Annotated in this window: 20 protein-coding genes; 16 read left to right on the forward strand and 4 right to left on the reverse strand. The window is 59.6% G+C overall.

All coding sequences use genetic code 11. The features are described from left to right. Positions 1 to 134 precede the first annotated feature (134 nt). Entirely contained in the window at positions 135 to 1,601 is a 1,467-nt protein-coding gene (locus ACA079_RS07585) for a purine-cytosine permease family protein (RefSeq protein WP_497703075.1), read from the forward strand. Continuing rightward, positions 1,594 to 2,523 (forward strand): PfkB family carbohydrate kinase, encoded by a 930-nt coding sequence (locus ACA079_RS07590; RefSeq protein ID WP_497703076.1) that lies wholly within the window; start codon positions 1,594 to 1,596, stop codon positions 2,521 to 2,523. The genes ACA079_RS07585 and ACA079_RS07590 overlap by 8 nt, the downstream gene beginning before the upstream one ends. A gap of 138 nt (positions 2,524 to 2,661) precedes the next feature. On the opposite strand, the gene ACA079_RS07595 is transcribed toward ACA079_RS07590, so the two are convergent. Both ACA079_RS07595 and ACA079_RS07600 read right to left on the reverse strand, forming a co-directional pair. Next, the gene (locus ACA079_RS07595; RefSeq protein ID WP_033056985.1) at positions 2,662 to 2,916 is read right to left on the reverse strand and encodes a hypothetical protein; all 255 of its coding nucleotides are present in this window, start codon (positions 2,914 to 2,916) and stop codon (positions 2,662 to 2,664) included. A 102-nt stretch (positions 2,917 to 3,018) separates the two neighbouring features. Beyond that, entirely contained in the window at positions 3,019 to 4,224 is a 1,206-nt protein-coding gene (locus tag ACA079_RS07600) for an MFS transporter (protein WP_497703077.1), read from the reverse strand. A gap of 208 nt (positions 4,225 to 4,432) precedes the next feature. Between ACA079_RS07600 and ACA079_RS07605 the strand changes: the two genes are divergently transcribed. The 7 genes from ACA079_RS07605 (at position 4,433) to ACA079_RS07635 (ending at position 11,214) form a co-directional block, all read left to right on the forward strand. Further along, the gene (locus tag ACA079_RS07605) at positions 4,433 to 4,915 is read left to right on the forward strand and encodes a GNAT family N-acetyltransferase (RefSeq protein ID WP_056745432.1); all 483 of its coding nucleotides are present in this window, start codon (positions 4,433 to 4,435) and stop codon (positions 4,913 to 4,915) included. A gap of 93 nt (positions 4,916 to 5,008) precedes the next feature. Continuing rightward, on the forward strand, positions 5,009 to 5,938 hold the full coding sequence (locus ACA079_RS07610; protein WP_497703078.1) for a hypothetical protein: 930 nt from the start codon (positions 5,009 to 5,011) through the stop codon (positions 5,936 to 5,938). 99 nt (positions 5,939 to 6,037) lie between these two features. Then, a complete protein-coding gene (locus ACA079_RS07615; RefSeq protein WP_497703079.1) occupies positions 6,038 to 7,030 on the forward strand; it encodes a 2-dehydro-3-deoxygalactonokinase in 993 nt (330 codons plus the stop codon). Between the two features lie 19 nt (positions 7,031 to 7,049). Then, positions 7,050 to 7,670 (forward strand): 2-dehydro-3-deoxy-6-phosphogalactonate aldolase, encoded by a 621-nt coding sequence (locus ACA079_RS07620; RefSeq protein WP_095132093.1) that lies wholly within the window; start codon positions 7,050 to 7,052, stop codon positions 7,668 to 7,670. 46 nt (positions 7,671 to 7,716) lie between these two features. Further along, positions 7,717 to 8,865, forward strand: coding sequence for a galactonate dehydratase (gene dgoD / locus ACA079_RS07625; RefSeq protein WP_008152275.1), 1,149 nt, complete (start codon positions 7,717 to 7,719; stop codon positions 8,863 to 8,865). Positions 8,866 to 9,039: 174 nt separating this feature from the next. Then, complete coding sequence (locus ACA079_RS07630) at positions 9,040 to 10,350, forward strand: MFS transporter (RefSeq protein ID WP_123364820.1); 1,311 nt, start codon at positions 9,040 to 9,042, stop codon at positions 10,348 to 10,350. A gap of 60 nt (positions 10,351 to 10,410) precedes the next feature. Beyond that, positions 10,411 to 11,214 (forward strand): IclR family transcriptional regulator, encoded by an 804-nt coding sequence (locus ACA079_RS07635; RefSeq protein WP_008152270.1) that lies wholly within the window; start codon positions 10,411 to 10,413, stop codon positions 11,212 to 11,214. Here ACA079_RS07635 and ACA079_RS07640 read toward each other — a convergent pair. After that, positions 11,211 to 12,263 carry an NAD(P)-dependent alcohol dehydrogenase gene (locus ACA079_RS07640; RefSeq protein ID WP_497703080.1) on the reverse strand — a complete coding sequence of 351 codons (1,053 nt, stop codon included), beginning with the start codon at positions 12,261 to 12,263 and terminating at the stop codon, positions 11,211 to 11,213. The two genes, ACA079_RS07635 and ACA079_RS07640, sit on opposite strands and share 4 nt — an antisense overlap. Before the next feature lie 191 nt (positions 12,264 to 12,454). Between ACA079_RS07640 and ACA079_RS07645 the strand changes: the two genes are divergently transcribed. Next, positions 12,455 to 13,345 (forward strand): AraC family transcriptional regulator, encoded by an 891-nt coding sequence (locus ACA079_RS07645; protein ID WP_497703081.1) that lies wholly within the window; start codon positions 12,455 to 12,457, stop codon positions 13,343 to 13,345. A 184-nt stretch (positions 13,346 to 13,529) separates the two neighbouring features. Here the strand turns inward: ACA079_RS07645 and ACA079_RS07650 are convergent, their stop codons facing one another. Continuing rightward, positions 13,530 to 15,194: an electron transfer flavoprotein-ubiquinone oxidoreductase gene (locus tag ACA079_RS07650; RefSeq protein ID WP_497703082.1), complete on the reverse strand. Its 1,665-nt coding sequence runs from the start codon at positions 15,192 to 15,194 to the stop codon at positions 13,530 to 13,532. Between the two features lie 549 nt (positions 15,195 to 15,743). Here ACA079_RS07650 and ACA079_RS07655 point away from each other — a divergent pair. The 6 genes from ACA079_RS07655 to ACA079_RS07680 all read left to right on the forward strand — a co-directional run bounded on the left by ACA079_RS07655 (position 15,744) and on the right by ACA079_RS07680 (position 21,368). After that, complete coding sequence (locus ACA079_RS07655) at positions 15,744 to 16,493, forward strand: electron transfer flavoprotein subunit beta/FixA family protein (protein ID WP_024164570.1); 750 nt, start codon at positions 15,744 to 15,746, stop codon at positions 16,491 to 16,493. Then, positions 16,494 to 17,423: an electron transfer flavoprotein subunit alpha/FixB family protein gene (locus tag ACA079_RS07660; RefSeq protein ID WP_123364825.1), complete on the forward strand. Its 930-nt coding sequence runs from the start codon at positions 16,494 to 16,496 to the stop codon at positions 17,421 to 17,423. 211 nt (positions 17,424 to 17,634) lie between these two features. Then, the gene (locus ACA079_RS07665) at positions 17,635 to 18,480 is read left to right on the forward strand and encodes a substrate-binding periplasmic protein (RefSeq protein ID WP_497703083.1); all 846 of its coding nucleotides are present in this window, start codon (positions 17,635 to 17,637) and stop codon (positions 18,478 to 18,480) included. Positions 18,481 to 18,489: 9 nt separating this feature from the next. After that, entirely contained in the window at positions 18,490 to 18,846 is a 357-nt protein-coding gene (locus ACA079_RS07670) for a DUF4398 domain-containing protein (protein WP_497703084.1), read from the forward strand. Next, positions 18,843 to 19,655, forward strand: a complete 813-nt coding sequence (locus ACA079_RS07675; protein ID WP_497703085.1) for an OmpA family protein — start codon at positions 18,843 to 18,845, stop codon at positions 19,653 to 19,655. The genes ACA079_RS07670 and ACA079_RS07675 overlap by 4 nt, the downstream gene beginning before the upstream one ends. 273 nt (positions 19,656 to 19,928) lie before the next feature. After that, positions 19,929 to 21,368, forward strand: a complete 1,440-nt coding sequence (locus ACA079_RS07680) for an aminotransferase-like domain-containing protein (protein ID WP_008146981.1) — start codon at positions 19,929 to 19,931, stop codon at positions 21,366 to 21,368. The last annotated feature ends 17 nt before the right edge of the window (positions 21,369 to 21,385 follow it).

The following is a 21,385-nucleotide window of genomic DNA, read 5'->3' on the forward strand; positions in this document are numbered from 1 at the left end:
GCTCGCGATAGGCGCGCCACCTACTTGAATTTTTCACCGCAATGGATCGCACAAACACGGCCAGGACCGCCGGGATGTTATGTCGACTTCCGCAATTGCCCACAACCACAACAAAGGCAACAGGAGCATTTCACATGAGTTCATCACCCGCCGGGCCAAGCGCCGGGCAACTGGAAACCCGTGGCATCGAGCCCGTGCCGGAAGCGGAGTGCAACGGTCATCCGCTGCAGCTGTTCTGGGTCTGGTTTGCTGCCAACATCTCCATCCTCGGCCTGCCGCTGGGTGCGACCCTTGTAGCCTTTCGCGGCTTGGCGATCTGGCAGGCGATCATCGTCGCGATCCTCGGTGCCGCTGGTTCCTTCGCGGTGGTCGGGATCATCTCCATTGCTGGTCGCCGTGGTCGCGCACCGAGCCTGACGTTGTCGCGAGCGATCTTCGGAGTACGCGGCAACATCGGTCCGACCCTGGTCTCGCTGATGTCGCGTCTGGGTTGGGAAACCGTCAACACCACCACCGCCGCGTTCGTATTGCTGTCGCTGTGCTCGATCCTGTTTGGCTCGCCGGTGGAAGCGAAAAGCGCGCCTGTGCTGACGTTGATCTTCATTGCGATTTTCGTGCTGCTGACCTTGTCGGTATCGGGTCTCGGTCACGCCACCTTGCTGGTCATCCAGAAGTGGGCAACCTACGTGTTCGGCGCGCTGAACATTCTGGTCGGCGGTTTCCTCTGCGCCACCATCGACTGGAGCGCGGTGTTCAACGCCACGCCTGCACCGCTGAGCGCAATGATCATCGGCGTCGGCACCATGGCCGCGGGCACCGGGATCGGTTGGGCCAACGCCGGTGCCGACATGTCGCGCTACCAGCACCGCAGCGTCAAAGCCGCGCGTCTGGTGGCGTCGGCAGCGTTCGGTGCGGGGATTCCGCTGGTGCTGCTGATCACCCTCGGCGGCCTGCTGTCAGTGGGCAACAATGACCTGGCCTCGGCCACTGACCCGATCATCGCGATCCGAGACATGCTGCCGACCTGGATGGCCGTGCCGTACCTGATCACCGCGTTCGGTGGGCTGTTGCTGTCGAACAACCTGTCGGTGTACTCCGCCGGTTTGACCACGCTGACCCTCGGCCTGAAGGTCAAACGCGTCTACGCGGTGGTCGTCGACATCGTTGCGATCTTCGCCGGTTCGATCTATTTCATGTTGATCGCCGACAGTTTCTACGGCCCGTTCATCACCTTCATTTCGCTGCTGGCCGTGCCGATCACCGCGTGGGTCGGGATCTTCGTCGTCGACCTGATTCATCGTCATTACTACAGCCCCAAAGACCTGCTGGACGTCAGCCCGAGCAGCGCTTACTGGTACAACGGCGGTATCGAGTGGCGCGCCTTCGGTGCGTGGGCGGTGGCGATCGTGCTGGGCTTCAGCTTCACCACCATCGGCACGACCGAACAAACCGTGTGGTTCCGCGGTTTCCTGTCCGACTCGTGGCTGGGCCATAACGGCCTCGGCTGGATCGTGACGTTCCTGGTGGCCGGCGGCATTTATTTTGTACTCGGTGGCGCCAAGGATCGCCGCGCCGCGTTGACCGAGAACGCTCATGCCTAGATTGCTGCACACCGGCCAGGTCATGATCGACCTGGTCATGGCCGTGGATAAACTGCCGCATTCGGGCGGCGACGTGCTGGCGCAATCCGCCAGTTTTGAGGCTGGCGGCGGCTTCAATGTGATGGCAGCTGCCCAGCGCAATGGCTTGCCGGTGGTTTACCTCGGGCGCCACGGCACCGGCCGTTTCGGCGATCTGGCACGTGAGGCGATGAAGGCTGAAGGTATTCGGATCGGCATCACTCACCGCGCCGAAAGGGATACGGGCTTGTGTGTCGCGTTGACCGAAGCCTCGGCCGAGCGCAGTTTCATTTCCTATATCGGTGCCGAAGGTGAGCTGACGGCCGAGGATCTGGCCAGCGTGCCGGCCGAGGCGGGTGACTATGTCTACGTCAGCGGCTACAGCCTGCTGCATGGCGGCAAAGCCCAGGCACTGGTGGATTGGGTGCTGGATTTGCCGAGAGGGATCAACGTGGTGTTCGATCCGGGCCCGCTGGTGGATTCGCCGGATGAGCCGTTGATGCAAGCCTTGCTGGCGCGCATCGATCTGTGGACCAGCAACAGTGTCGAGGCGTTGAAGTTTACAGGTGCCTCGAATATTGCCGAGGCCTTGAACCGGTTGGCCGATCATCTGCCGGCCGACGTATTGATGGTGGTGCGTGACGGCCCGCAAGGGTGCTGGATCAGTCAGCGTGGGGACCGCCAGCATGTGCCGGGTTTCAAGGTTGAGGCGGTGGACAGCAACGGCGCGGGGGACGCGCATGCCGGGGTATTTGTGGCCGGGTTGGCGCAAGGGTTGGTCCCGGTTGACGCGGCGCGGCGGGCTAATGCGGCGGCGGCGTTGGCGGTGACTCGGTGGGGGCCGGCGACTTCGCCGGGGACTGCCGAGGTGGATGCGTTAATCAGCCAGACGTTCGGTGCCTGATCGGCCTCATCGCGAGCAAGCTCGCTCCCACAGGGGATTTGTGGGAGCGAGCTTGCTCGCGATGAGGCCATTAGATTCACCATCAATCCTGACCTTACCCGGTCGCAGCCGCGCACGACTGCCACCTGATTCGTCTTGTTAAACGTCCAGCTTGCGCGCCGCCTCAACCCCTGCGGCACTGAGTTTGATCGGCAAGTTCAACGAGTGCTCACCGGCCTCGTTACAGATCACATGACCATGCTGGATCAATCCACGATCCTGCAGCGTGGCGAGGGTGCTGGCCACGACTCTCTCCCCCCGGTAATTGTCCAGGACCTCTTTGCCCAAGCCGCTTGGATGGGCATGCAGCAGACGGGTCAGGACTTCGTTCTCAAGGTTTTTATCGGCGTTCATGGTTACCTCTTCATGGATGTGGATAGGTCCATTTAATTAGAGTCCTTACCTGATGTTGGTCCGCCCCCGATTTGGATTGGTGCCTGATGAACGACGAACGGTCTAGGCCTGCTGCAGCGCTTTGCTGGTAACGGCCCGACGCCAGACCAGCCGGCCGACGCTGATCAGCCAATTCAGCACAGCAACCGCCAATACCGTGAGCAACAGCGTCGCCATTCCCTGTTCGACGATGATTTTCCCTGCCAGCAACGGAAAGCCAAACACGCCGATAAAGTAGGACAGGCTGAACAGCAGCAAGGATTGCGCGGTGGTGCCGTTCGGCGCCTCGTTGGCCGCCAGGCCGTTGATCACCGAATAGGTCAGCCCGTAACCGACCCCGAGCATCACCGCCGCCAGCACGTAGCTGAACCCGTCGTCGACGACAAACCGGAACATCAGGATCGAGCCCATCATCAAGCCCGACAGCAGGCAAGACGCCCAGAACGGGTCGCGCTTTACCACGAAACCGGCGATCAACATTCGGCTGCTGATCGCTGCGCTCATGAAGCCGAGGAAGAACAGTGAATAGTCGAGTGAACGCGCCGCCGCGTAGCTGGTTTGAAAACTCGACAGACCGCCGAAAACGCACCCACCGAGGCCGACCATGATGATCGGGAACACCGCTCTGGACGACAGCACTTGTGCCGCTGCACGCCAGGAAATTCGTGATACCGCTGCCGAGTGGGCCGGTGCTTTTTTCAACTGCGAATCCAACCGCCAGAACAGCAACACGCCGATCAGGCTGGCCAGCGCCGCGAGGTAAAACGCCGCAGTGATCGGATACCCGAGCGCACTGGCTGCGCGGCCTAACAATGGACCGCTGCCGATCCCGGTCATCATGCTGCCCGACAACAGCGCAAAGTATTTCGCGCGTTGGGCAGGCGTTACCAAGCTCGCCACAATGATCGGCCCGAGGGTGTAGAACACGCCCCAACCCAGCCCCAGCAATAGCCCGAAAAACAACAGCAGATTGCCAAAGCCTGGCGCCAGGGCGAAGCCCAGGCTGGCGACCACCAGCAAGACGCCGAACAGCGCAATCGAGCGCGCCGCGCCGAGCAAATCGGACAAGTGCCCCGAGACGATTACCGCTGCAAACGTACTGAGCATCGCCGCCGAAATCACACTGCCGGCATCGTGCTCGTTGCCGCCGCGGGAACCGATCAACAACGACAGCAAAAAGGTCGAGCCATAGGACAGCGACAGCAAATAGCTGGCCAGGCAAAACAGGCCGAACAACCTGCTTGAGACTTGGGGTGTTGCGCTAGGCATGACGCGGTTCCTTGACCCGATAGAAGAGAGCTTCATCTATCTATCACGCAAGGCGTCGATGTCAGGTATGTGGTTATCGATTTCAGGGTTAGCGCTGACCGGAGTAAAGCCTTCAGCAGGCACCACGGATGACGTTTTGATTTCATATGTGACGAGCGTCGCTTGCCGACTTAGTATGGCGTTTTCCACTTTTGACGAAGGCACGTCCATGACGATCGAGATCCGCCCGGCGACCCCGAGCGATGCACCGCAAATCCTCGGGTTCATCACTGAACTGGCCGACTACGAACGTGCCCGCCACGAAGTCATCGCCAGCGTCGCCGACATCGAGCGCAGTCTGTTCAGCGAAGGCGCCACCGCCCACGGGCTGATCTGTCTGCGCGATGGCTCGCCAATCGGCTTTGCGGTGTTTTTCTTCAGTTATTCCACGTGGCTCGGCAGCAACTGCCTGTACCTCGAAGACCTCTACATCACCCCCGATCAGCGTGGCGGCGGCGCGGGCAAAACCTTGTTGCGTCACCTGGCGAAAATCGCCTGCGCCAATGATTGCGGTCGATTTGAGTGGAGCGTACTGGACTGGAATAAACCGGCGATAGAGTTCTACAAGTCGTTGGGCGCGCAGCCGCAGGAAGAGTGGGTGCGGTATCGGATGGATGGGGCGGTGTTACGGGAGTTTGCCGAGGGTCGGTGATCGCTGATGGCAATGGGCTGCTGAATCAGTTGTCGCCACCGCTCTAGTCCGGCACCCTGTGCGCCCTTTGCGCGCTCACGGACGACATTTGCAATGCTGCCTCGCTTTTGCTTTTTCCTGCGTTTTTTTGCCTTGATGATGTTATGTGCACTGTGTTCGTCGTGCCTGCATCTCAATGTGCCGCCGGCACGAATCGAATTTGTATCGATCAACCACGATAGCTATTCGCTCTATGACGTGCGGTTTACTTCAGACAGGGACCTGATTCATTTATATGAAGCACACGGCCGCGGCGGACAGATAAGCACCAGCCTTCATTGTTCGCTCGATGGTGATCTCGACTTCTCCGTTGAACACAACATTGCGCTGGAAGGTTATGGCCGCATAGAAGATATGCGCCTGATCGAGGGCGATCGACGTTATGAAATATTGGCCATTATTCGATTTGAGGACAATGAAGACCGGACTGGCTTTAGGGATATCGCTCGATCACGGTTAGTCCGACTTCTGGAACCTCAAGACTACGTGCCCTGTAAGGTCGTCATCACCGCGTTTCCTTTCACGGCTTACTATTCGAAAGTGATGTACGTCCCGACGTCGCGGATTATTGCCGAGGTGAAAAATCCTCGAATTGCGCCTCGGCACGTTTCACTAAAACCTGCTGATCGTCCTTTGACGTGGCTGCAATTCGAGCCGGTTTGCATCGTTCGATGGCGCGAAGAATTGTCACCGGCTTACGACCAGATCGACGACGTCGGTTTATGCCGCGATGTGCCCTACGCCGGTCTGTTGGCTTCATTCTCACCCAGCAACAAGAAACTGATGCTTGTGACCTGGTCGGATCAAACCTCCAGACCGCTGACGGCTTACACCCTTATTCGAGGCGATGGCCGGCGCGAACCCGGTATCTCGGCCGAGAACGGCGATACCCACCTGGTGGGTTCGATGACGCGGGAGACGCTGAAGGTTGAAGTCGGGGCGGGAATTGGGGCCAGAGAACGATGGACACCACAATTCGAGTAAATCCCAATATATGGGAGTATTAATTACATATTGAGATTTCCTCTCTAGGAGGTCTATAGTCCAGCTCACTCACTGCCAATAAACAAAACAGGTGAAGCGATGCTGGCGCAATTGATCGCGCTCGATTGGGGGACAACCTCATTACGTGCTTACAAACTCGCCGCGGGTGGCCAGGTGCTCGAACAGCGTTCGCTGTCGTCGGGGATCATGCAGCTGCCCAGGACGCCGCGAATGATCGCGGGTCAGGAATGCACCGACGGTTTTGAACTGGCTTTTGACGAGGCCTGCGGTGACTGGCTCGACGCGCAGCCCGATTTGCCGGTGATTGCTTGCGGCATGGTCGGCAGCGCACAAGGCTGGCGTGAAGCGGCCTACCGCGATACGCCGGCGAACGTCGCCAATCTCGGAATCTCCCTACAAACGGTTCGTAGTGTTCGCGGTGTCGACGTGCACATCGTGCCGGGCGTGATTCAGCGGTCTCGTTTGCCAAACGTGATGCGCGGCGAAGAAACCCAGGTACTCGGCGTTCTGCACAATCTGCCGGGCGAGGCGGGCAACGATCTGTTGATCGGCCTGCCGGGCAGTCATTCGAAATGGGTGGAGGTGACCGACGGCTGCATCGTGCATTTCGATACCTTCATGACCGGCGAAGTCTTCGCCGTGCTCAGCGAACACAGCATTCTCGGGCGCACCCAGCAAAAGGGCGCGCTCTTCGATGGCCAAGCCTTTGATCGTGGTGTGCAAGTGGCCTTGTCAGCGGATGGCGAGATCGGGCCGTTGTCGACATTGTTCAGTGCCCGCAGCCTCGGGTTGACTGGCGAACTGAGTGCCACCGCTCAACCGGATTACTTGTCCGGCTTGTTGATCGGCCATGAACTGTCTGCGTTGGCGAGTGTTCAGCGACGCCGACGCAATAGCGTTCATCTGCCTTCGATCATCCTCATCGGTAATGCCCAACTCTGTGCCCGCTATAGCCGGGCCCTCGATGCCTGTGGTTTTGCCCGGGTGACCCTGGCCGAACAGGCCACCGAACGCGGCTTGTGGCAGCTGGCGGTTGCCGCCGGACTGATCACACCCAACCCATCCCGTTAAACCTGACTGGAGGTCTGACATGCTCAAGCAAGCATTGGCGCAAAACGGTCTGATCGCGATTTTGCGTGGCCTGCGCCCGCAAGAAGCGGCAGCCATCGGCGAAGTCCTTTACGCCGCCGGATTTCGCGTCATCGAAGTGCCGCTCAATTCCCCTGAGCCGTACGAAAGTATCCGCATCCTGCGCAGTACCTTGCCCGCCGATTGCCTGATCGGTGCCGGCACGGTGTTGACGCCGGAGCAGGTCGAGCAAGTGAAAGCGGCGGGCGGTCAGGTGATCGTCATGCCTCATAGCGATGCCAAGGTGTTGCGCGCAGCGAAAGCGGCGGGGCTGTTCCTGTCGCCGGGTGTGGCCACGCCGACTGAAGCCTTCGCCGCATTGGCCGAAGGGGCGGACGTGCTGAAGATGTTCCCGGCCGAGCAGATGGGCCCGGCAGTCGTTAAAGCCTGGCTCGCGGTGCTGCCTGCGGGAACGATTCTGGCGCCGGTCGGCGGGATCACGCCGGACAACATGCAGGTGTTTATCGACGCGGGCGTCAAAGGTTTCGGCCTAGGTTCCGGCTTGTTCAAACCGGGCATGACGCCAGAGGAAGTGGCGGTAAACGCCAAGGCGTATGTCGCTGCATGGAACGCTCTGCGTTAAGACTTTTTGGCGCCGAGCGCGCTACATCTATAAGAGAGACAACAAGATGAAAATCACCAAACTGACTACCTTCATCGTTCCGCCACGCTGGTGCTTCCTCAAGGTCGAAACCGACGAGGGCGTGACCGGTTGGGGCGAACCCGTGGTCGAGGGCCGCGCTCACACTGTCGCCGCCGCCGTTGAAGAATTGTCCGACTACCTGATCGGCAAAGACCCACGCAACATCGAAGACATCTGGACCGTGCTTTACCGCGGCGGCTTCTACCGGGGCGGCGCAATCCACATGAGCGCGTTGGCCGGTATCGACCAGGCGTTGTGGGACATCAAGGGCAAGGCCTTGGGTGTGTCGGTCAGCGACTTGCTGGGCGGCCAGGTGCGGGACAAGATTCGTGTGTATTCGTGGATCGGCGGCGACCGGCCGGCGGACACCGCTCGTGCTGCGAAAGAGGCCGTCGAACGTGGTTTCACTGCGGTGAAAATGAACGGCACCGAAGAACTGCAATTCCTCGACTCCTTCGAGAAAGTCGACCTGGCCCTGGCCAACGTCGCCGCCGTGCGCGATGCGGTGGGCCCGAACGTCGGCATCGGCGTGGACTTCCATGGCCGGGTGCACAAGCCCATGGCCAAGGTCCTGATGAAGGAGCTCGACCCGTACAAACTGATGTTCATCGAAGAGCCGGTGCTCAGCGAAAACTACGAAGCGCTGAAAGAATTGGCGCCGCTGACCAGCACCCCGATTGCCCTCGGTGAGCGGCTGTTCTCGCGCTGGGATTTCAAGCGTGTGCTCAGCGAAGGTTACGTCGACATCATTCAGCCGGATGCTTCCCACGCCGGCGGTATCACCGAAACCCGCAAGATCGCCAACATGGCTGAAGCCTACGACGTGGCGCTGGCGCTGCACTGCCCGTTGGGCCCGATTGCACTCGCGGCGTGTTTGCAGCTGGATGCGGTTTGCTACAACGCGTTCATCCAGGAGCAGAGCCTGGGCATCCACTACAACGAGAGCAATGACCTGCTGGATTACGTCAAGGATCCACGGGTGTTCGACTACGACAAAGGCTTCGTGAAAATCCCGAATGGCCCGGGCCTGGGGATCGAGATCAACGAGGAATACGTGATCGAACGCGCGGCCGTCGGCCACCGCTGGCGTAACCCGATCTGGCGCCATGCCGATGGCAGTTTTGCTGAGTGGTGAGTGATCTCTAATTCCACACAAAACCCCTGTGGGAGCGAGCTTGCTCGCGATAGCGGTGTGTCAGGCGACATCCATATTGGATGAAAGTCCGCCATCGCGAGCAAGCTCGCTCCCACAGGGATTCGGTGTCAGCCGTTATATCGACCTCAATAAACATAAGAAGAGGCATTCCCCATGCAACCGCAAACCCTCACCGGGCAGGCGTCGTTGGTGACGCCCAGTCGCAAGCGTTTTTTCATCATGGTGCTGCTGTTTATCACCGTGGTGATCAACTACCTGGACCGCAGCAACCTGTCTATCGCCGCCCCGGCACTCACCAGCGAACTGGGCATCGACCCGATTCATGTCGGGCTGATTTTCTCGGCATTCGGCTGGACCTACGCTGCCATGCAAATCCCCGGCGGCTGGCTGGTGGATCGGGTTCCACCGCGGATTCTCTACAGCGTCGCGCTGCTGCTATGGTCGATCGCCACCGTCATGCTCGGCTTCGCCGCCAGCTTCATCGCATTGTTCGTATTGCGCATGGCGGTCGGTGCACTGGAAGCCCCGGCGTATCCGATCAACAGCCGTGTGGTCACCACCTGGTTCCCTGAGCGCGAACGCGCTACCGCCATTGGTTTCTATACCTCCGGGCAGTTCGTCGGTCTGGCGTTCCTGACGCCGGTATTGGCCTGGCTGCAGCATCAATATGGCTGGCACATGGTGTTTGTCAGCACCGGTGCGGTGGGCATTCTCTGGGCGGTCATCTGGTACGCGGTGTATCGCGAGCCACGGGATTTCAAAGGCGCCAATGACGCTGAAATCGAGCTGATCCGCGAGGGCGGCGGGCTGGTGGATATCCAGGCTGAGCAAGCCAAGGTCAAAGCCAAATTCAGCTGGATCGATCTCGGCATCGTTCTGACCAAACGCAAGTTGTGGGGCATTTATCTCGGCCAGTTCTGCCTCAACTCGACGTTGTGGTTTTTTCTGACGTGGTTCCCGACCTACCTGGTGAAATATCGCGGCATGGACTTCATCAAGTCCGGCCTGTTGGCGTCGCTGCCGTTTCTCGCCGCCTTCGTCGGTGTGCTCTGTTCGGGGTTCTTCTCCGACTGGCTGATCCGCCGCGGCTACACCGTGGGGTTCGCCCGCAAGTTGCCGATCATTGGCGGCCTGCTGATTTCCACTTCGATCATCGGCGCCAACTTCGTCGAGTCGACACCGCTGGTGATTGCCTTCCTCGCGTTGGCGTTCTTCGGTAACGGGCTGGCGTCGATCACCTGGTCGCTGGTTTCAACGTTGGCCCCGGCGCGATTGCTCGGGTTGACTGGCGGGGTGTTCAACTTCATCGGCAACCTGTCGGCGATTACCACGCCGATTGTCATCGGTTTCCTCGCTACCGGTGATTCGTTCGCCCCGGCGATCACCTATATCTCGGTTCTGGCGTTGATTGGCGCGCTTTCCTACATCTTGCTGGTCGGCAAAGTCGAGCGTATCAAGTTGTAGTTGCGGCATGCGGGCGACCATAATGCCGCCCGTTCACTCGCTCAACGGTAAAGGCTGGATATGCAGGAAGACGCCCCAAAAATCGCCAAGGACGCCGCACCGACCGGCACCCAGACACTGCTTCGTGGCTTGGGTGTGGTTCAGGCCGTGGCCAGTGGCGCCCGCGATCTCAAGGAAATCGCCCGGCTGATCGGCACCACGCGCAGCACCACCCATCGTCTGGCCAGTTGTCTGGTGGACGAGCGTTATCTGCGCGTGGTGCCGCAAGTCGGTTATCTGTTGGGGCCGAAGTTGATCGAGCTGGGCTTCCAGGCGCGTGAAGAATTGCCGCTGGTCACATTGGCCGGGCCGTATCTGGATGAGTTATCGGCGTTGACCGGCGACACCATTCACCTGGCGATTCGTGAAGGCGACGAGGTGCTGTACCTGCACAAGAATCCGGGGCGCAATGGCCCGGAAATGCGTTCGCGGGTTGGCCATCGCATGCCGTTGGCGCGCACCGGGATCGGCAAGGCGCTGATGCTCGATGACACGCAGGAAGAATGGCAGCGGCTGTACGAAGTCAGCTTGCCGGCGGGTGGGAAAAATCAGTTCTGGCCGCAGCACCCGGAGCAGTCCTGGGAGCAGTTTCAGCAGCGCATGGTCGAGTATGTGGCGGGCGGTTATGCCTTCGATCTGGAAGACAACGAACCGTCGATCCGCTGTGTGGCGGCGCCGATCCGTGATGCCAGCAAGCGCATCGTTGCCGGTATCAGCATCGCCAGTACCGTGCCGTATATGCCGCTGGAGAAAATGGCCGAGCTGATTCCCCTGATCAAAGGGGTCACAGCCCGGCTGTCGGCAGAACTCGGCGCGAAGGTTTAGACCTTCAGCGTTGCCATATCGATCACGAAGCGGTACTTCACGTCACCGGCGATCATGCGGGCGTAAGCCTCGTTGATCTGGCGGATGTCGAGCATTTCGATGTCGCAGGTGATGTTGTGCTCGGCACAGAAATCCAGCACTTCCTGGGTTTCGGCGATGCCGCCGATCAGCGAGCCGGCCAGCACACGACGGCCCAATACCAGTTTGGCGGCGTGGACCGGTGGATCGATCGGTTCGATCAGGCCCACCAGAATGTGCACGCCGTCGAAACGTAGCGTATCGAGGTAGGGATTGAGGTCGTGCTGCACCGGAATGGTGTCCAGCAGGAAGTCGAAATGTCCTGCGGCGGCCTTCATCTGTTCGGCATCGGTGGACACGATCACGTGGTCCGCACCTTGGCGACGACCTTCTTCAGCCTTGCTCGCCGAGCGAGTGAACAGCGTCACTTCCGCGCCCATCGCCTTGGCGAATTTGATGCCCATGTGGCCGAGGCCGCCCATGCCGAGAATCCCGACCTTGTCGCCCGCCTTCACGCCGTAGTGCTTGAGCGGCGAGTAGGTGGTGATGCCGGCACACAGGATCGGAGCGGCGCTGGCCAGATCGAGTTTTTCCGGGATGCGCACCACGAAGTGCTCGCTGACCACGATGCTGTCGGAATAGCCGCCCATGGTGTTGCTACCATCGACGCGGTCCGGGGTGGCGTAAGTCATGGTCGGACCTTCGAGGCAATATTGCTCGAGGTTCGACTGGCAGGCTTCGCAACTGCGGCACGAATCGACCATGCAGCCGACACCGACCAAATCGCCGACTTTATGTTTAGTGACGTTCGCACCGACGGCGGTAACTTTACCTACGATCTCGTGGCCGGGCATCAGTGGGTAAACGGCGATGCCCCACTCGTTGCGTGCCTGATGGATGTCGGAATGGCAGACGCCGCAGTAGAGAATATCGATCGCAACGTCGTCAGCACGTGGGCTGCGACGCTCGAATTTCACGGGGGCGAGGGGAGTGGTGGCCGACTGGGCGGCGTATCCGATGGCTGTGTACATGATGAACCTCGCAAAAACAGTGACAGGTGAGGTGGGGCATTCTGGGCGCCGTACCTGTCACCGGCCATGGCGATTCCTCCGGGTGTCATGCCTAATCCTCCGGCATCAGCCTTCAATGGGTCGCATTGGCCATCAGACCTGCGATGATGCTTTCATCCCTTTTTCCGCGACTTTTTTTGTGAAGAGCCCTCATGTTGTTGACCCGTCATCTGGATGCCAATGCCACGCTGGTTTCGCTGATTCAGCCTTTGACCAATCGCGACGGTTTCGCGCCAACGGCGTTGCCGGGTGTGCAGGTTTTGCGGGCCAGTTGTGATGTGGCTCGCGGCCCGCAGATTTACGAGCCGAGTCTGGTCATCATCGCCCAAGGCAGCAAACTGGCGTATCTGGGGCCGCGTACGCTGGAATACGGCGCCGGGCATTATTTGATTCAGGCATTGCCGGTGCCGTTCGAATGCGAGACGTTTTCAGCACCCGATGGCCCGATGCTCGGGGTTTCGATTGCCATTGACCGGGTGTTGCTCGGTGAGTTGGTCTTGGCCATGGGGCTGGCGCCGGGGCGCAGTATTGCGGCGCAAACGCCAGAGTCCATGACCTCGGCGGTGCTCGACGATGCGATGCGTGGTTGCGTGGAGCGGCTGTTGCGTTGTCTGCACGATCCGCTGGAATGCCAGGTTATGGGGCCGGCGCGGTTGAGGGAATTGTTGTTCGTTGCTTTGCGTGGGCCGCAAGCCGATGTGCTGCGGGCGCTGGTCGAGCAACAGGGGCAATTCGCCCGAATCGCGGCGTCGCTCAGCCATCTGCATGCGCATTACACCGAACCCTTGAACGTCGAGACCTTGGCCAGTTGCGCGAACATGAGTGCGTCGACCTTTCATGAGCATTTCAAACGCAGCACGTTGTTGTCGCCGGTGCAGTATTTGAAGCGCTTGCGTTTGCTCAGGGCCCAGCAGTTGTTGCTCGCTGAGGGTTTGGGTGTGGCGCAGGTGGCGCATCGGGTCGGGTATCAGAGTACGTCGCAGTTCAGTCGCGAGTACAAGCGCTACTTCGAGCGTAATCCGGGCGATGAGCGCGCTGCCTGACACACCACGAATCCCTTGTAGGAGCCGAGCTTGCTCGCGATAGCGGTGTGCCATCCAATATCGCTGTCGTCTGACACACCGCTATCGCGAGCAAGCTCGGCTCCTACATTGAGCGGTGTTGTTGCTTAAATCGCAGACAACAAAAAGGCCCCCGTTCGGGAGCCTTTATGTTCAGCCATTCGACTTACATGTTCGGGTAAGTCGGGCCGCCAGAGCCTTCCGGCGCCACCCAGGTGATGTTCTGTGCAGGGTCCTTGATGTCGCAGGTCTTGCAGTGAACGCAGTTCTGGGCGTTGATCTGGAAGCGCTTCTCGCCGTCTTCCTTGGTCACCACTTCGTACACGCCGGCCGGGCAGTAACGCTGGGCAGGCTCATCGTAGAGCGGCAGGTTCTTGGCGATCGGGATGCTCGGGTCGGTCAGCTTCAGGTGGCACGGCTGCTCTTCTTCATGGTTGGTACCGGAGATGAACACCGAGCTGAGTTTGTCGAAGCTGATTTTGCCGTCCGGTTTCGGGTAGTCGATCTTCTTGCAGTCGGCCGCAAGCTTGAGGCAAGCGTAATCCGGCTTGGTGTCGTGCAAGGTGAACGGCAGTTTGCCGCCGAAGATGTTCTGGTCGAGCCAGTTGAAACCGCCGCCGACGATGGCGCCGAACTTGTGGATCGCCGGACCGAAGTTACGGCTGGCGAACAGTTCGTCGTAGAGCCAGCTCTTCTTGAACGCGTCGACGTAAGTGGTCAGCTCTTCGGTGCCGTCTTTCTCGGCGAACAGCGCCTCGGCCACGGATTCAGCGGCGAGCATGCCGGACTTCATCGCGGTGTGGCTGCCTTTGATCTTGGCGAAGTTCAGGGTGCCGAGGTCGCAACCGATCAGCGCGCCGCCCTTGAAGACCATTTTCGGCAGCGAGTTCAGGCCGCCTTTGCTGATGGCGCGAGCGCCGTAGCTGATGCGTTTGCCGCCTTCCAGATACTGCTTGAGCACCGGGTGATGCTTGAGGCGCTGGAACTCGTCGAACGGCGACAGGTAAGTGTTGCTGTAGGACAGGTCGACGATCAGACCGACTACGACCTGGTTGTTTTCCAGGTGATAGAGGAACGAGCCGCCGGTGTTCTCGGTGCCCATGATGTCCAGCGGCCAACCGGCGGTGTGGACCACCAGGCCTGGTTGATGCTTGGCCGGGTCGATTTCCCAGATTTCTTTCAGGCCGATGCCGTAGTGCTGGGCGTCGGCATCTGTGTCGAGGTTGAAGCGCTTGATCAGTTGCTTGCCGATGTGGCCACGGCAACCTTCGGCGAACAGCGTGTACTTGCCACGCAGTTCCATGCCTGGGGTGTACAGGCCTTCTTTTGGGTTACCTTCGCGGTCAACGCCCAGATCACCGGTGATGATCCCGCGAACCACGCCGTTCTCGTCGAACAGCGCTTCCTGAGCGGCGAAGCCTGGGTAGATTTCCACGCCCAGGTTCTCGGCCTGCTGAGCCAGCCAGCGGCACAGGTTGCCCAGGGAGATGATGTAATTGCCTTCGTTGTGCATGGTCTTGGGCACAAAGAGGTCAGGAATCTTCTGCGCGCTGTCGGCGTTCTTGAGAACGAAGATGTCATCGCGGGTGACCGGCGTGTTCAGCGGCGCGCCGAGTTCTTTCCAGTCAGGGAACAATTCGTTCAGGGCGCGTGGTTCGAACACGGCGCCGGACAGGATGTGAGCACCGACTTCGGAGCCTTTTTCGACCACGCAGACGCTGATTTCCTTACCGGCTTCAGCGGCCTTCTGCTTCAAGCGGCAGGCGGCGGAAAGACCAGCGGGGCCGGCACCGACGATGACCACGTCGAATTCCATGTATTCGCGTTCCACAGGTTATCTCCTACTCAAGGCTCAACAGTTTTTTTTCTAATTGGAGGTTTGGTGTCGCATCCATGAATTCCTGCGCAATGCCGGAAGAGGACAATCGATGAGCCACCTTTCTCTCTAAGGTGGCGCATTATATCTACACCACTCCTAGCGTCCAATACAAACGTTTGTTTGAATCGGCTCAAAGCCAGAGAAATCAAAGTCACGCGGCTTATGACTGGCCATTTTGCCGTATTGACCGGAATAGGCGTTCCGGTCAATATACGGTCGGTTTTGCGCTCGCCGTAGGCTGACTGTTGGTATCAAGAGCACCTCTAAAGACAGGGCGATGGCAGTACAAGGTGATGCGCAGCGCAGGTTCTGGCGCGCAGTTTACACGCCGCGATAATGAATGACTCGTCAGTCACCACTGACGAACGGTCATCTTCATCGTGAGCGCTTGTCACTTGACACCTTTGCCAGCGTTTTTAGAGGTGCCCTTGCGCCGATGAGCATCAAACCGCCAGGTTCGCCTAGGCGACTTTCTTTTCACCGGAGAGTAACGAGGAATCCATGAAGGTTCTTGTAGCTGTCAAACGCGTTGTGGATTACAACGTCAAGGTTCGCGTCAAGGCGGACAATTCCGGCGTCGACCTCGCCAACGTCAAGATGTCGATGAACCCGTTCTGCGAAATCGCAGTGGAAGAAGCCGTACGCCTGAAAGAGAAAGGTGTTGCGACTGAAATCGTCGTCGTCTCCATCGGCCCGTCCACCGCTCAAGAGCAACTGCGCACCGCGCTGGCTCTGGGTGCCGACCGCGCCATCCTCGTCGAATCCGCTGAAGACCTGACTTCGCTGGCCGTTGCCAAGCTGCTCAAGGCTGTTGTCGACAAGGAACAGCCTCAGCTGGTGATCCTTGGCAAACAAGCCATCGACAGCGACAACAACCAGACTGGCCAGATGCTCGCGGCATTGAGCGGCTACGGTCAGGGCACGTTCGCGTCCAAAGTCGAAATCAGCGGCGACAGCGTTGCCGTGACTCGCGAAGTCGACGGCGGCGCGCAGACAGTTTCCCTGAAACTGCCGGCCATCGTCACCACCGACCTGCGTTTGAACGAGCCGCGCTACGCGTCCCTGCCAAACATCATGAAAGCCAAGAAGAAGCCTCTCGAAGTGCTGACTCCGGACGCTTTGGGCGTTTCCACCGCCTCCACCAACAAGACCGTGAAAGTCGAAGCGCCAGCTGCACGCAGCGCGGGTATCAAGGTCAAGTCGGTGGCTGAACTGGTCGAGAAACTGAAAAACGAAGCGAAGGTAATCTAAATGACTATCTTGGTTATTGCTGAACACGACAACAAAGTGCTGGCCCCGGCCACGCTGAACACCGTGGCTGCCGCCGTTAAAATCGGTGGTGACATCCACGTACTGGTTGCCGGTCAAGGCGCTGGCGCCGTGGCTGAAGCCGCTGCGAAAATCGCTGGTGTGGCTAAAGTGCTGGTGGCCGACAACGCCGCCTACACTCACCAACTGCCGGAAAACGTTGCTCCTCTGGTGGCCGAGTTGGGCAAGGGCTACAGCCACATCCTGGCTGCCGCGACTTCCAACGGCAAAAACATCCTGCCGCGCGTTGCCGCTCAGCTGGACGTTGACCAGATCTCCGAGATCATCTCGGTCGAAAGCGCTGACACTTTCAAGCGCCCGATCTACGCCGGTAACGCCATCGCCACCGTTCAATCGAACGCTGCGGTCAAAGTGATCACCGTGCGTGCTACCGGTTTCGACCCGGTGGCGGCTGAAGGTGGTTCGGCGGCTGTTGAAGCCGTTGCAGCTGCTCACGATGCTGGTATTTCCAGCTTCGTCGGCGAAGAACTGGCCAAGTCCGATCGTCCGGAACTGACCGCTGCCAAGATCGTCGTTTCCGGCGGCCGCGGCATGCAGAACGGCGACAACTTCAAACACCTGTACGCCCTGGCTGACAAGCTGGGCGCTGCTGTCGGTGCTTCCCGCGCCGCGGTTGACGCAGGTTTTGTACCCAACGACATGCAGGTCGGTCAGACCGGCAAGATCGTTGCTCCACAGCTGTACATCGCGGTCGGTATCTCCGGCGCGATCCAGCACCTGGCCGGCATGAAAGACTCCAAAGTGATCGTCGCGATCAACAAGGACGAAGAAGCGCCGATCTTCCAGGTGGCCGATTACGGCCTGGTGGCAGACCTGTTCGAAGCAATCCCTGAGTTCGAGAAGCTGGTCTAATCCAGCGGCCTGACTTATAAAGAGCCCGACCTTTTGGTCGGGCTTTTTTTTTGTTCTTCTGTAGGAGCTGTGTAGGAGCTGTCGAGTGAAACGAGGCTGCGATCTTTTGATCTTGCTCTTGATACTCAAGTGAACTCGGAAAGATCGCAGCCTCGTTTCACTCGACAGCTCCTACAGTCGATGTAACCGGGTTTGAGTGGAGAGTGTTGCCATGGATTTGCGCCGCATGTGTGGCTGGTCATTGCTGCTGGGTCTGACGGTGTTGCCGACGCTGTCCGTCGCCGCGGGCAAGTGCGAACGCCTGGTGGTCACCGGCAGCCCGGACGCGCCACCGTACCTGTGGCAAGACCCGAAAAACCCCAAGCACCTGATCGGCGCCAGTGCTGACCTGTTGCAGCAAGTGGCGGGGGAGTTGGGGATCAAGGTCGAACTGCTTTACGCCGGCAAACGCTCTCAGGCCCTGGACGAAGTGCGCAGTGGGCGAATGGACATGCTGGCGGATGCGTCATTGACGGTCAGCGAACTGGACACTCTGGATTACATTCATCCTCCGTTACTGGAAAACGATTACCTGGTCTGGACCCGCAAAGACTCGACACTGGTCTACAACGAAGCGCAGGACCTTCACGGTCATCCCGGCGCGTTGTCGGAAAAGTCTCGTATGACCCCGGTATTTGGCGTGTTCGCCGAGCAGCAATTGACCCTCGTACGTACACCTAACTTGACCCAGGCCTTTCAGAAATTGCTGCTGGGCGAGGTGGAATTTGTCCTTGCCGGACGCTACTCGGGCATGGCGGCCGCGCAGACACTTAACCTGGCCAACGACCTGATCGCCCGTCCTCAACCGATCGACAAACCCGGCCTGTTCCTCGCGGTTTCCCACAACTCCGCCTGCAACGATCCGTGGTTGCGCGGACAGCTGGCCAAAAAGATGACAGAATTGCCCGCGTCCGGACTGACGGAAGCCGTGCTGCAACGCAATATCGAGCGCTGGAAAGCGCAACAGCAACAACCGCAGCAATCGCCGCAACAACCCGTCAGTACCCCAAAACAGTAGGGATTTTTAGTGAGTATTCGACCTCTTTTCGCTGCCCTGGCCGTTCTGGCTCTGGCGGGTTGTGCAGCCGATCCGGCGCCGAATGAACAAATGCGCCTGACCGAACAGGCACTCGAACAGGCCAAGGCCGTGGGCGCCACCGCCGCCGACGTGCCGGAAATGAAACTGGCCGAAGACAAGTTCAACCGCGCCAAGGGCAGCATTAACGACCAATCCTTCAAGAACGCGCGCATGCGGGCCGAGCAGGCCGAGCTGGACGCGCGTCTGGCCGAAGCCCGGGTTCTGACCCTCAAGAGCGAGGAGCAGTTGAACGTGCTTAATACCCGCATCACTCGCCTGCGCAAGCAACTGGGAGATGCCCAATGAGCCTCAAGACCAAAGCCCTGGGCGGTTTGATCCTGGCAGGCTGCGCCAGCCTCTATGGTTGTGCCGGTCAGCACAGCGAGGCCGCGTTGCAGCAGGCCAGTACTGACTTCCAGAAGGTCAAGGAAGACTCCAACGTGCTGCGAATTGCGCCCAAGGACGTGATTCGCGCCGGTGAGTCGCTGGCCCGCGCCGATCGTCTGTCCAGCTATTGGGGCAGTGGATCGGACGTGCTGCATTACGCTTACCTGAGTGAGCGCTATAGCGAAATCGCGCGCGAACACACCAATCAGGTACTCAACGAAGAACGTGCGGCGAAGCTCGAACTGGAGCGTCAGCGCCTGCAGCTGGCCCTGCGCGAATCCAAACTGCTCAGCGTGCAGCAGCAGGGCAAGTGGCTCGAAGAACAGATTGTCGCGTTGGCGACCACCCAGACCGACCGTGGCCTGGTGATGACCTTGGGCGACGTGCTGTTCGACACGGGCGAAGCGGAGTTGAAAAACTCGGCGAACCGCGTGGTGTTGAAGATCGTGCAGTTCCTGCAGCTCAACCCCAAGCGCGTGGTGCGCATCGAAGGCTACGCCGACAGTACCGGCGGCAAGCAGGAAAACTTCAAGCTGTCCCGTGACCGTGCGCAATCGGTGGCGGACGTGCTGATGGATTTGGGCATCGACGATAAACGTATTCAGGTCGAAGGCTACGGTGATGAATATCCGGTCGACGTGAACGCCTCCGAACGGGGGCGTGCACAGAACCGTCGGGTAGAAATTGTGTTCTCTGACAAAAAAGGCCAGCTCGGCGCTGCCCGGTAGGAGCTGGCGGAGCCTGCGATCTTTTGATCTTGCTCATACTCAAGTAGGCCAGGAAAGATCGCAGCCTCGTTTCACTCGACAGCTCCTACAACCCGGCCTGCCTGTCAGCGCCGGGTTTTTTTACGCCTGCTAATCAACTCACAAAACAGTACAGTTTTTGCTGACACTGCACTGTACGGTCGACTATTGTGGCAACTGTCCCAGTACACTTCTAAACTGTTCCGGTATTGTTTCACACAAGAATAAAATGCCCGTGAAATCGAGTGCTGCGTCATGACCAATCTCTTGCTCTACCAACGTATTGCTCAACAACTGGCTGAAGACATCCGCCGTGGCGTCTATCAACCGGGGGAGCGCGTGCCTTCGGTGCGCAAGATGAGCTCGCAGCTCAACGTCAGCCATGCGACGGTGTTGCAGGCTTACGCCAACCTCGAGGATCAGGGGCTGATCCGCGCCCGGCCGCAGTCCGGTTACTACGTGCACCAGACCCCGGCCCTGACTGCGCCGACACCGGACATCGCCCGGGTCGAGCGACCAGGTCTGGTCACTCGCAGCAGCATCATCCAACAAGTCCTGGTCGAATCCCGCCGCGAAGGTGTGTTTCCCTTGGGTGCAGCCGTACCGAGCGTTGATTATCTGCCGGTGCGGGCGCTGCATCAGCAACTGGCCAAAGTCACCCGTTTCCATAGCCCGCGGGCGTTCAGCTACATGTTCAGCCCGGGTTTCGAACCGTTGCGCCGACAAGTGGCGATCCGCATGCGCGATGCCGGCGTGGTGGTCGATCCGTCGGAAGTGGTCATTACCCACGGCTGCGTCGATGCGTTGCAGATGTCCCTGCGAGTGCTGACCCGCCCGGGCGACCTGATCGCCGCCGAGTCGCCGACCTACTACGGTTTGCTGCAACTGGCTGACCTGCTGGGCCTCAAGGTCATCGAGATCCCGAGCGATCCGGCCACCGGTATGAGCCTCGAAGCTTTGCAGCTGGCGGCCAACCAGTGGTCGATCAAGGCGTTGGTGCTGACCACTCGTCTGAGCAATCCATTGGGCGGCACCATGCCCGAAGAGCGGCAAAAGCAACTGCTGCGCCTGGCCTCGGATTTCGATATCCAGATTGTCGAAGACGATATCTACGGCGAACTGATGTTCGAGCAGGGTCGTACCAAATCACTCAAAGCCTACGATCGGCTGGATCGGGTGATCTATTGCTCAAGCTTCTCCAAAACCCTGTCGCCGGGCGTGCGGATCGGCTGGATGATTGCCGGCAAGTACCAGCAGGAAATCCAGCGTCTGCAGACCTTCAGCACCCATTCGGCCTGCAGCGTCACGCAAATGGGCATCGCGGCCTATCTGGAGAACGGTGGTTACGACCGGCATTTGCGCTACATCCGTCAGGAGTACCGCAAGAACCTCAGCGCTTTCCAGCTGGCGGTGCAGCAATACTTCCCGGAAGGCACGCAGATGACCCGGCCGACCGGCGGCTTCATTCTGTGGGTCAGCCTGCCGGGGCGGGTCAACACGCAGGAGCTGCACGTTCGTGCGTTGCAGCAGGGCATCAGCATCGCGCCGGGGCTGATTTTCAGTAACACCGAGCAGTTCAATCACTGCATTCGGTTGAACTGCGGCACACCCTGGAACCGTGAAGCCGAACGTGCATTGATGACCCTGGGCATGCTCGCCACCCAGCTCTGTCAGGAGATGGTCGGCGGCTTTTGAGGGGGCGGGCAGGTTAT

This window comes from Pseudomonas sp. LBUM1645 (genome assembly GCF_059716185.1).

What these genes read in the sequence shown, in the direction of transcription:
- ACA079_RS07585 (WP_497703075.1), top strand. Translation starts at nt 135, where the DNA reads ATGAGTTCATCACCCGCCGGGCCAAGCGCCGGGCAACTGGAAACCCGT.
- ACA079_RS07590 (WP_497703076.1), top strand. Translation starts at nt 1,594, where the DNA reads ATGCCTAGATTGCTGCACACCGGCCAGGTCATGATCGACCTGGTCATG.
- ACA079_RS07595 (WP_033056985.1), bottom strand. Translation starts at nt 2,916, where the DNA reads ATGAACGCCGATAAAAACCTTGAGAACGAAGTCCTGACCCGTCTGCTG.
- ACA079_RS07600 (WP_497703077.1), bottom strand. Translation starts at nt 4,224, where the DNA reads ATGCCTAGCGCAACACCCCAAGTCTCAAGCAGGTTGTTCGGCCTGTTT.
- ACA079_RS07605 (WP_056745432.1), top strand. Translation starts at nt 4,433, where the DNA reads ATGACGATCGAGATCCGCCCGGCGACCCCGAGCGATGCACCGCAAATC.
- ACA079_RS07610 (WP_497703078.1), top strand. Translation starts at nt 5,009, where the DNA reads ATGCTGCCTCGCTTTTGCTTTTTCCTGCGTTTTTTTGCCTTGATGATG.
- ACA079_RS07615 (WP_497703079.1), top strand. Translation starts at nt 6,038, where the DNA reads ATGCTGGCGCAATTGATCGCGCTCGATTGGGGGACAACCTCATTACGT.
- ACA079_RS07620 (WP_095132093.1), top strand. Translation starts at nt 7,050, where the DNA reads ATGCTCAAGCAAGCATTGGCGCAAAACGGTCTGATCGCGATTTTGCGT.
- dgoD (WP_008152275.1), top strand. Translation starts at nt 7,717, where the DNA reads ATGAAAATCACCAAACTGACTACCTTCATCGTTCCGCCACGCTGGTGC.
- ACA079_RS07630 (WP_123364820.1), top strand. Translation starts at nt 9,040, where the DNA reads ATGCAACCGCAAACCCTCACCGGGCAGGCGTCGTTGGTGACGCCCAGT.
- ACA079_RS07635 (WP_008152270.1), top strand. Translation starts at nt 10,411, where the DNA reads ATGCAGGAAGACGCCCCAAAAATCGCCAAGGACGCCGCACCGACCGGC.
- ACA079_RS07640 (WP_497703080.1), bottom strand. Translation starts at nt 12,263, where the DNA reads ATGTACACAGCCATCGGATACGCCGCCCAGTCGGCCACCACTCCCCTC.
- ACA079_RS07645 (WP_497703081.1), top strand. Translation starts at nt 12,455, where the DNA reads ATGTTGTTGACCCGTCATCTGGATGCCAATGCCACGCTGGTTTCGCTG.
- ACA079_RS07655 (WP_024164570.1), top strand. Translation starts at nt 15,744, where the DNA reads ATGAAGGTTCTTGTAGCTGTCAAACGCGTTGTGGATTACAACGTCAAG.
- ACA079_RS07660 (WP_123364825.1), top strand. Translation starts at nt 16,494, where the DNA reads ATGACTATCTTGGTTATTGCTGAACACGACAACAAAGTGCTGGCCCCG.
- ACA079_RS07665 (WP_497703083.1), top strand. Translation starts at nt 17,635, where the DNA reads ATGGATTTGCGCCGCATGTGTGGCTGGTCATTGCTGCTGGGTCTGACG.
- ACA079_RS07675 (WP_497703085.1), top strand. Translation starts at nt 18,843, where the DNA reads ATGAGCCTCAAGACCAAAGCCCTGGGCGGTTTGATCCTGGCAGGCTGC.
- ACA079_RS07680 (WP_008146981.1), top strand. Translation starts at nt 19,929, where the DNA reads ATGACCAATCTCTTGCTCTACCAACGTATTGCTCAACAACTGGCTGAA.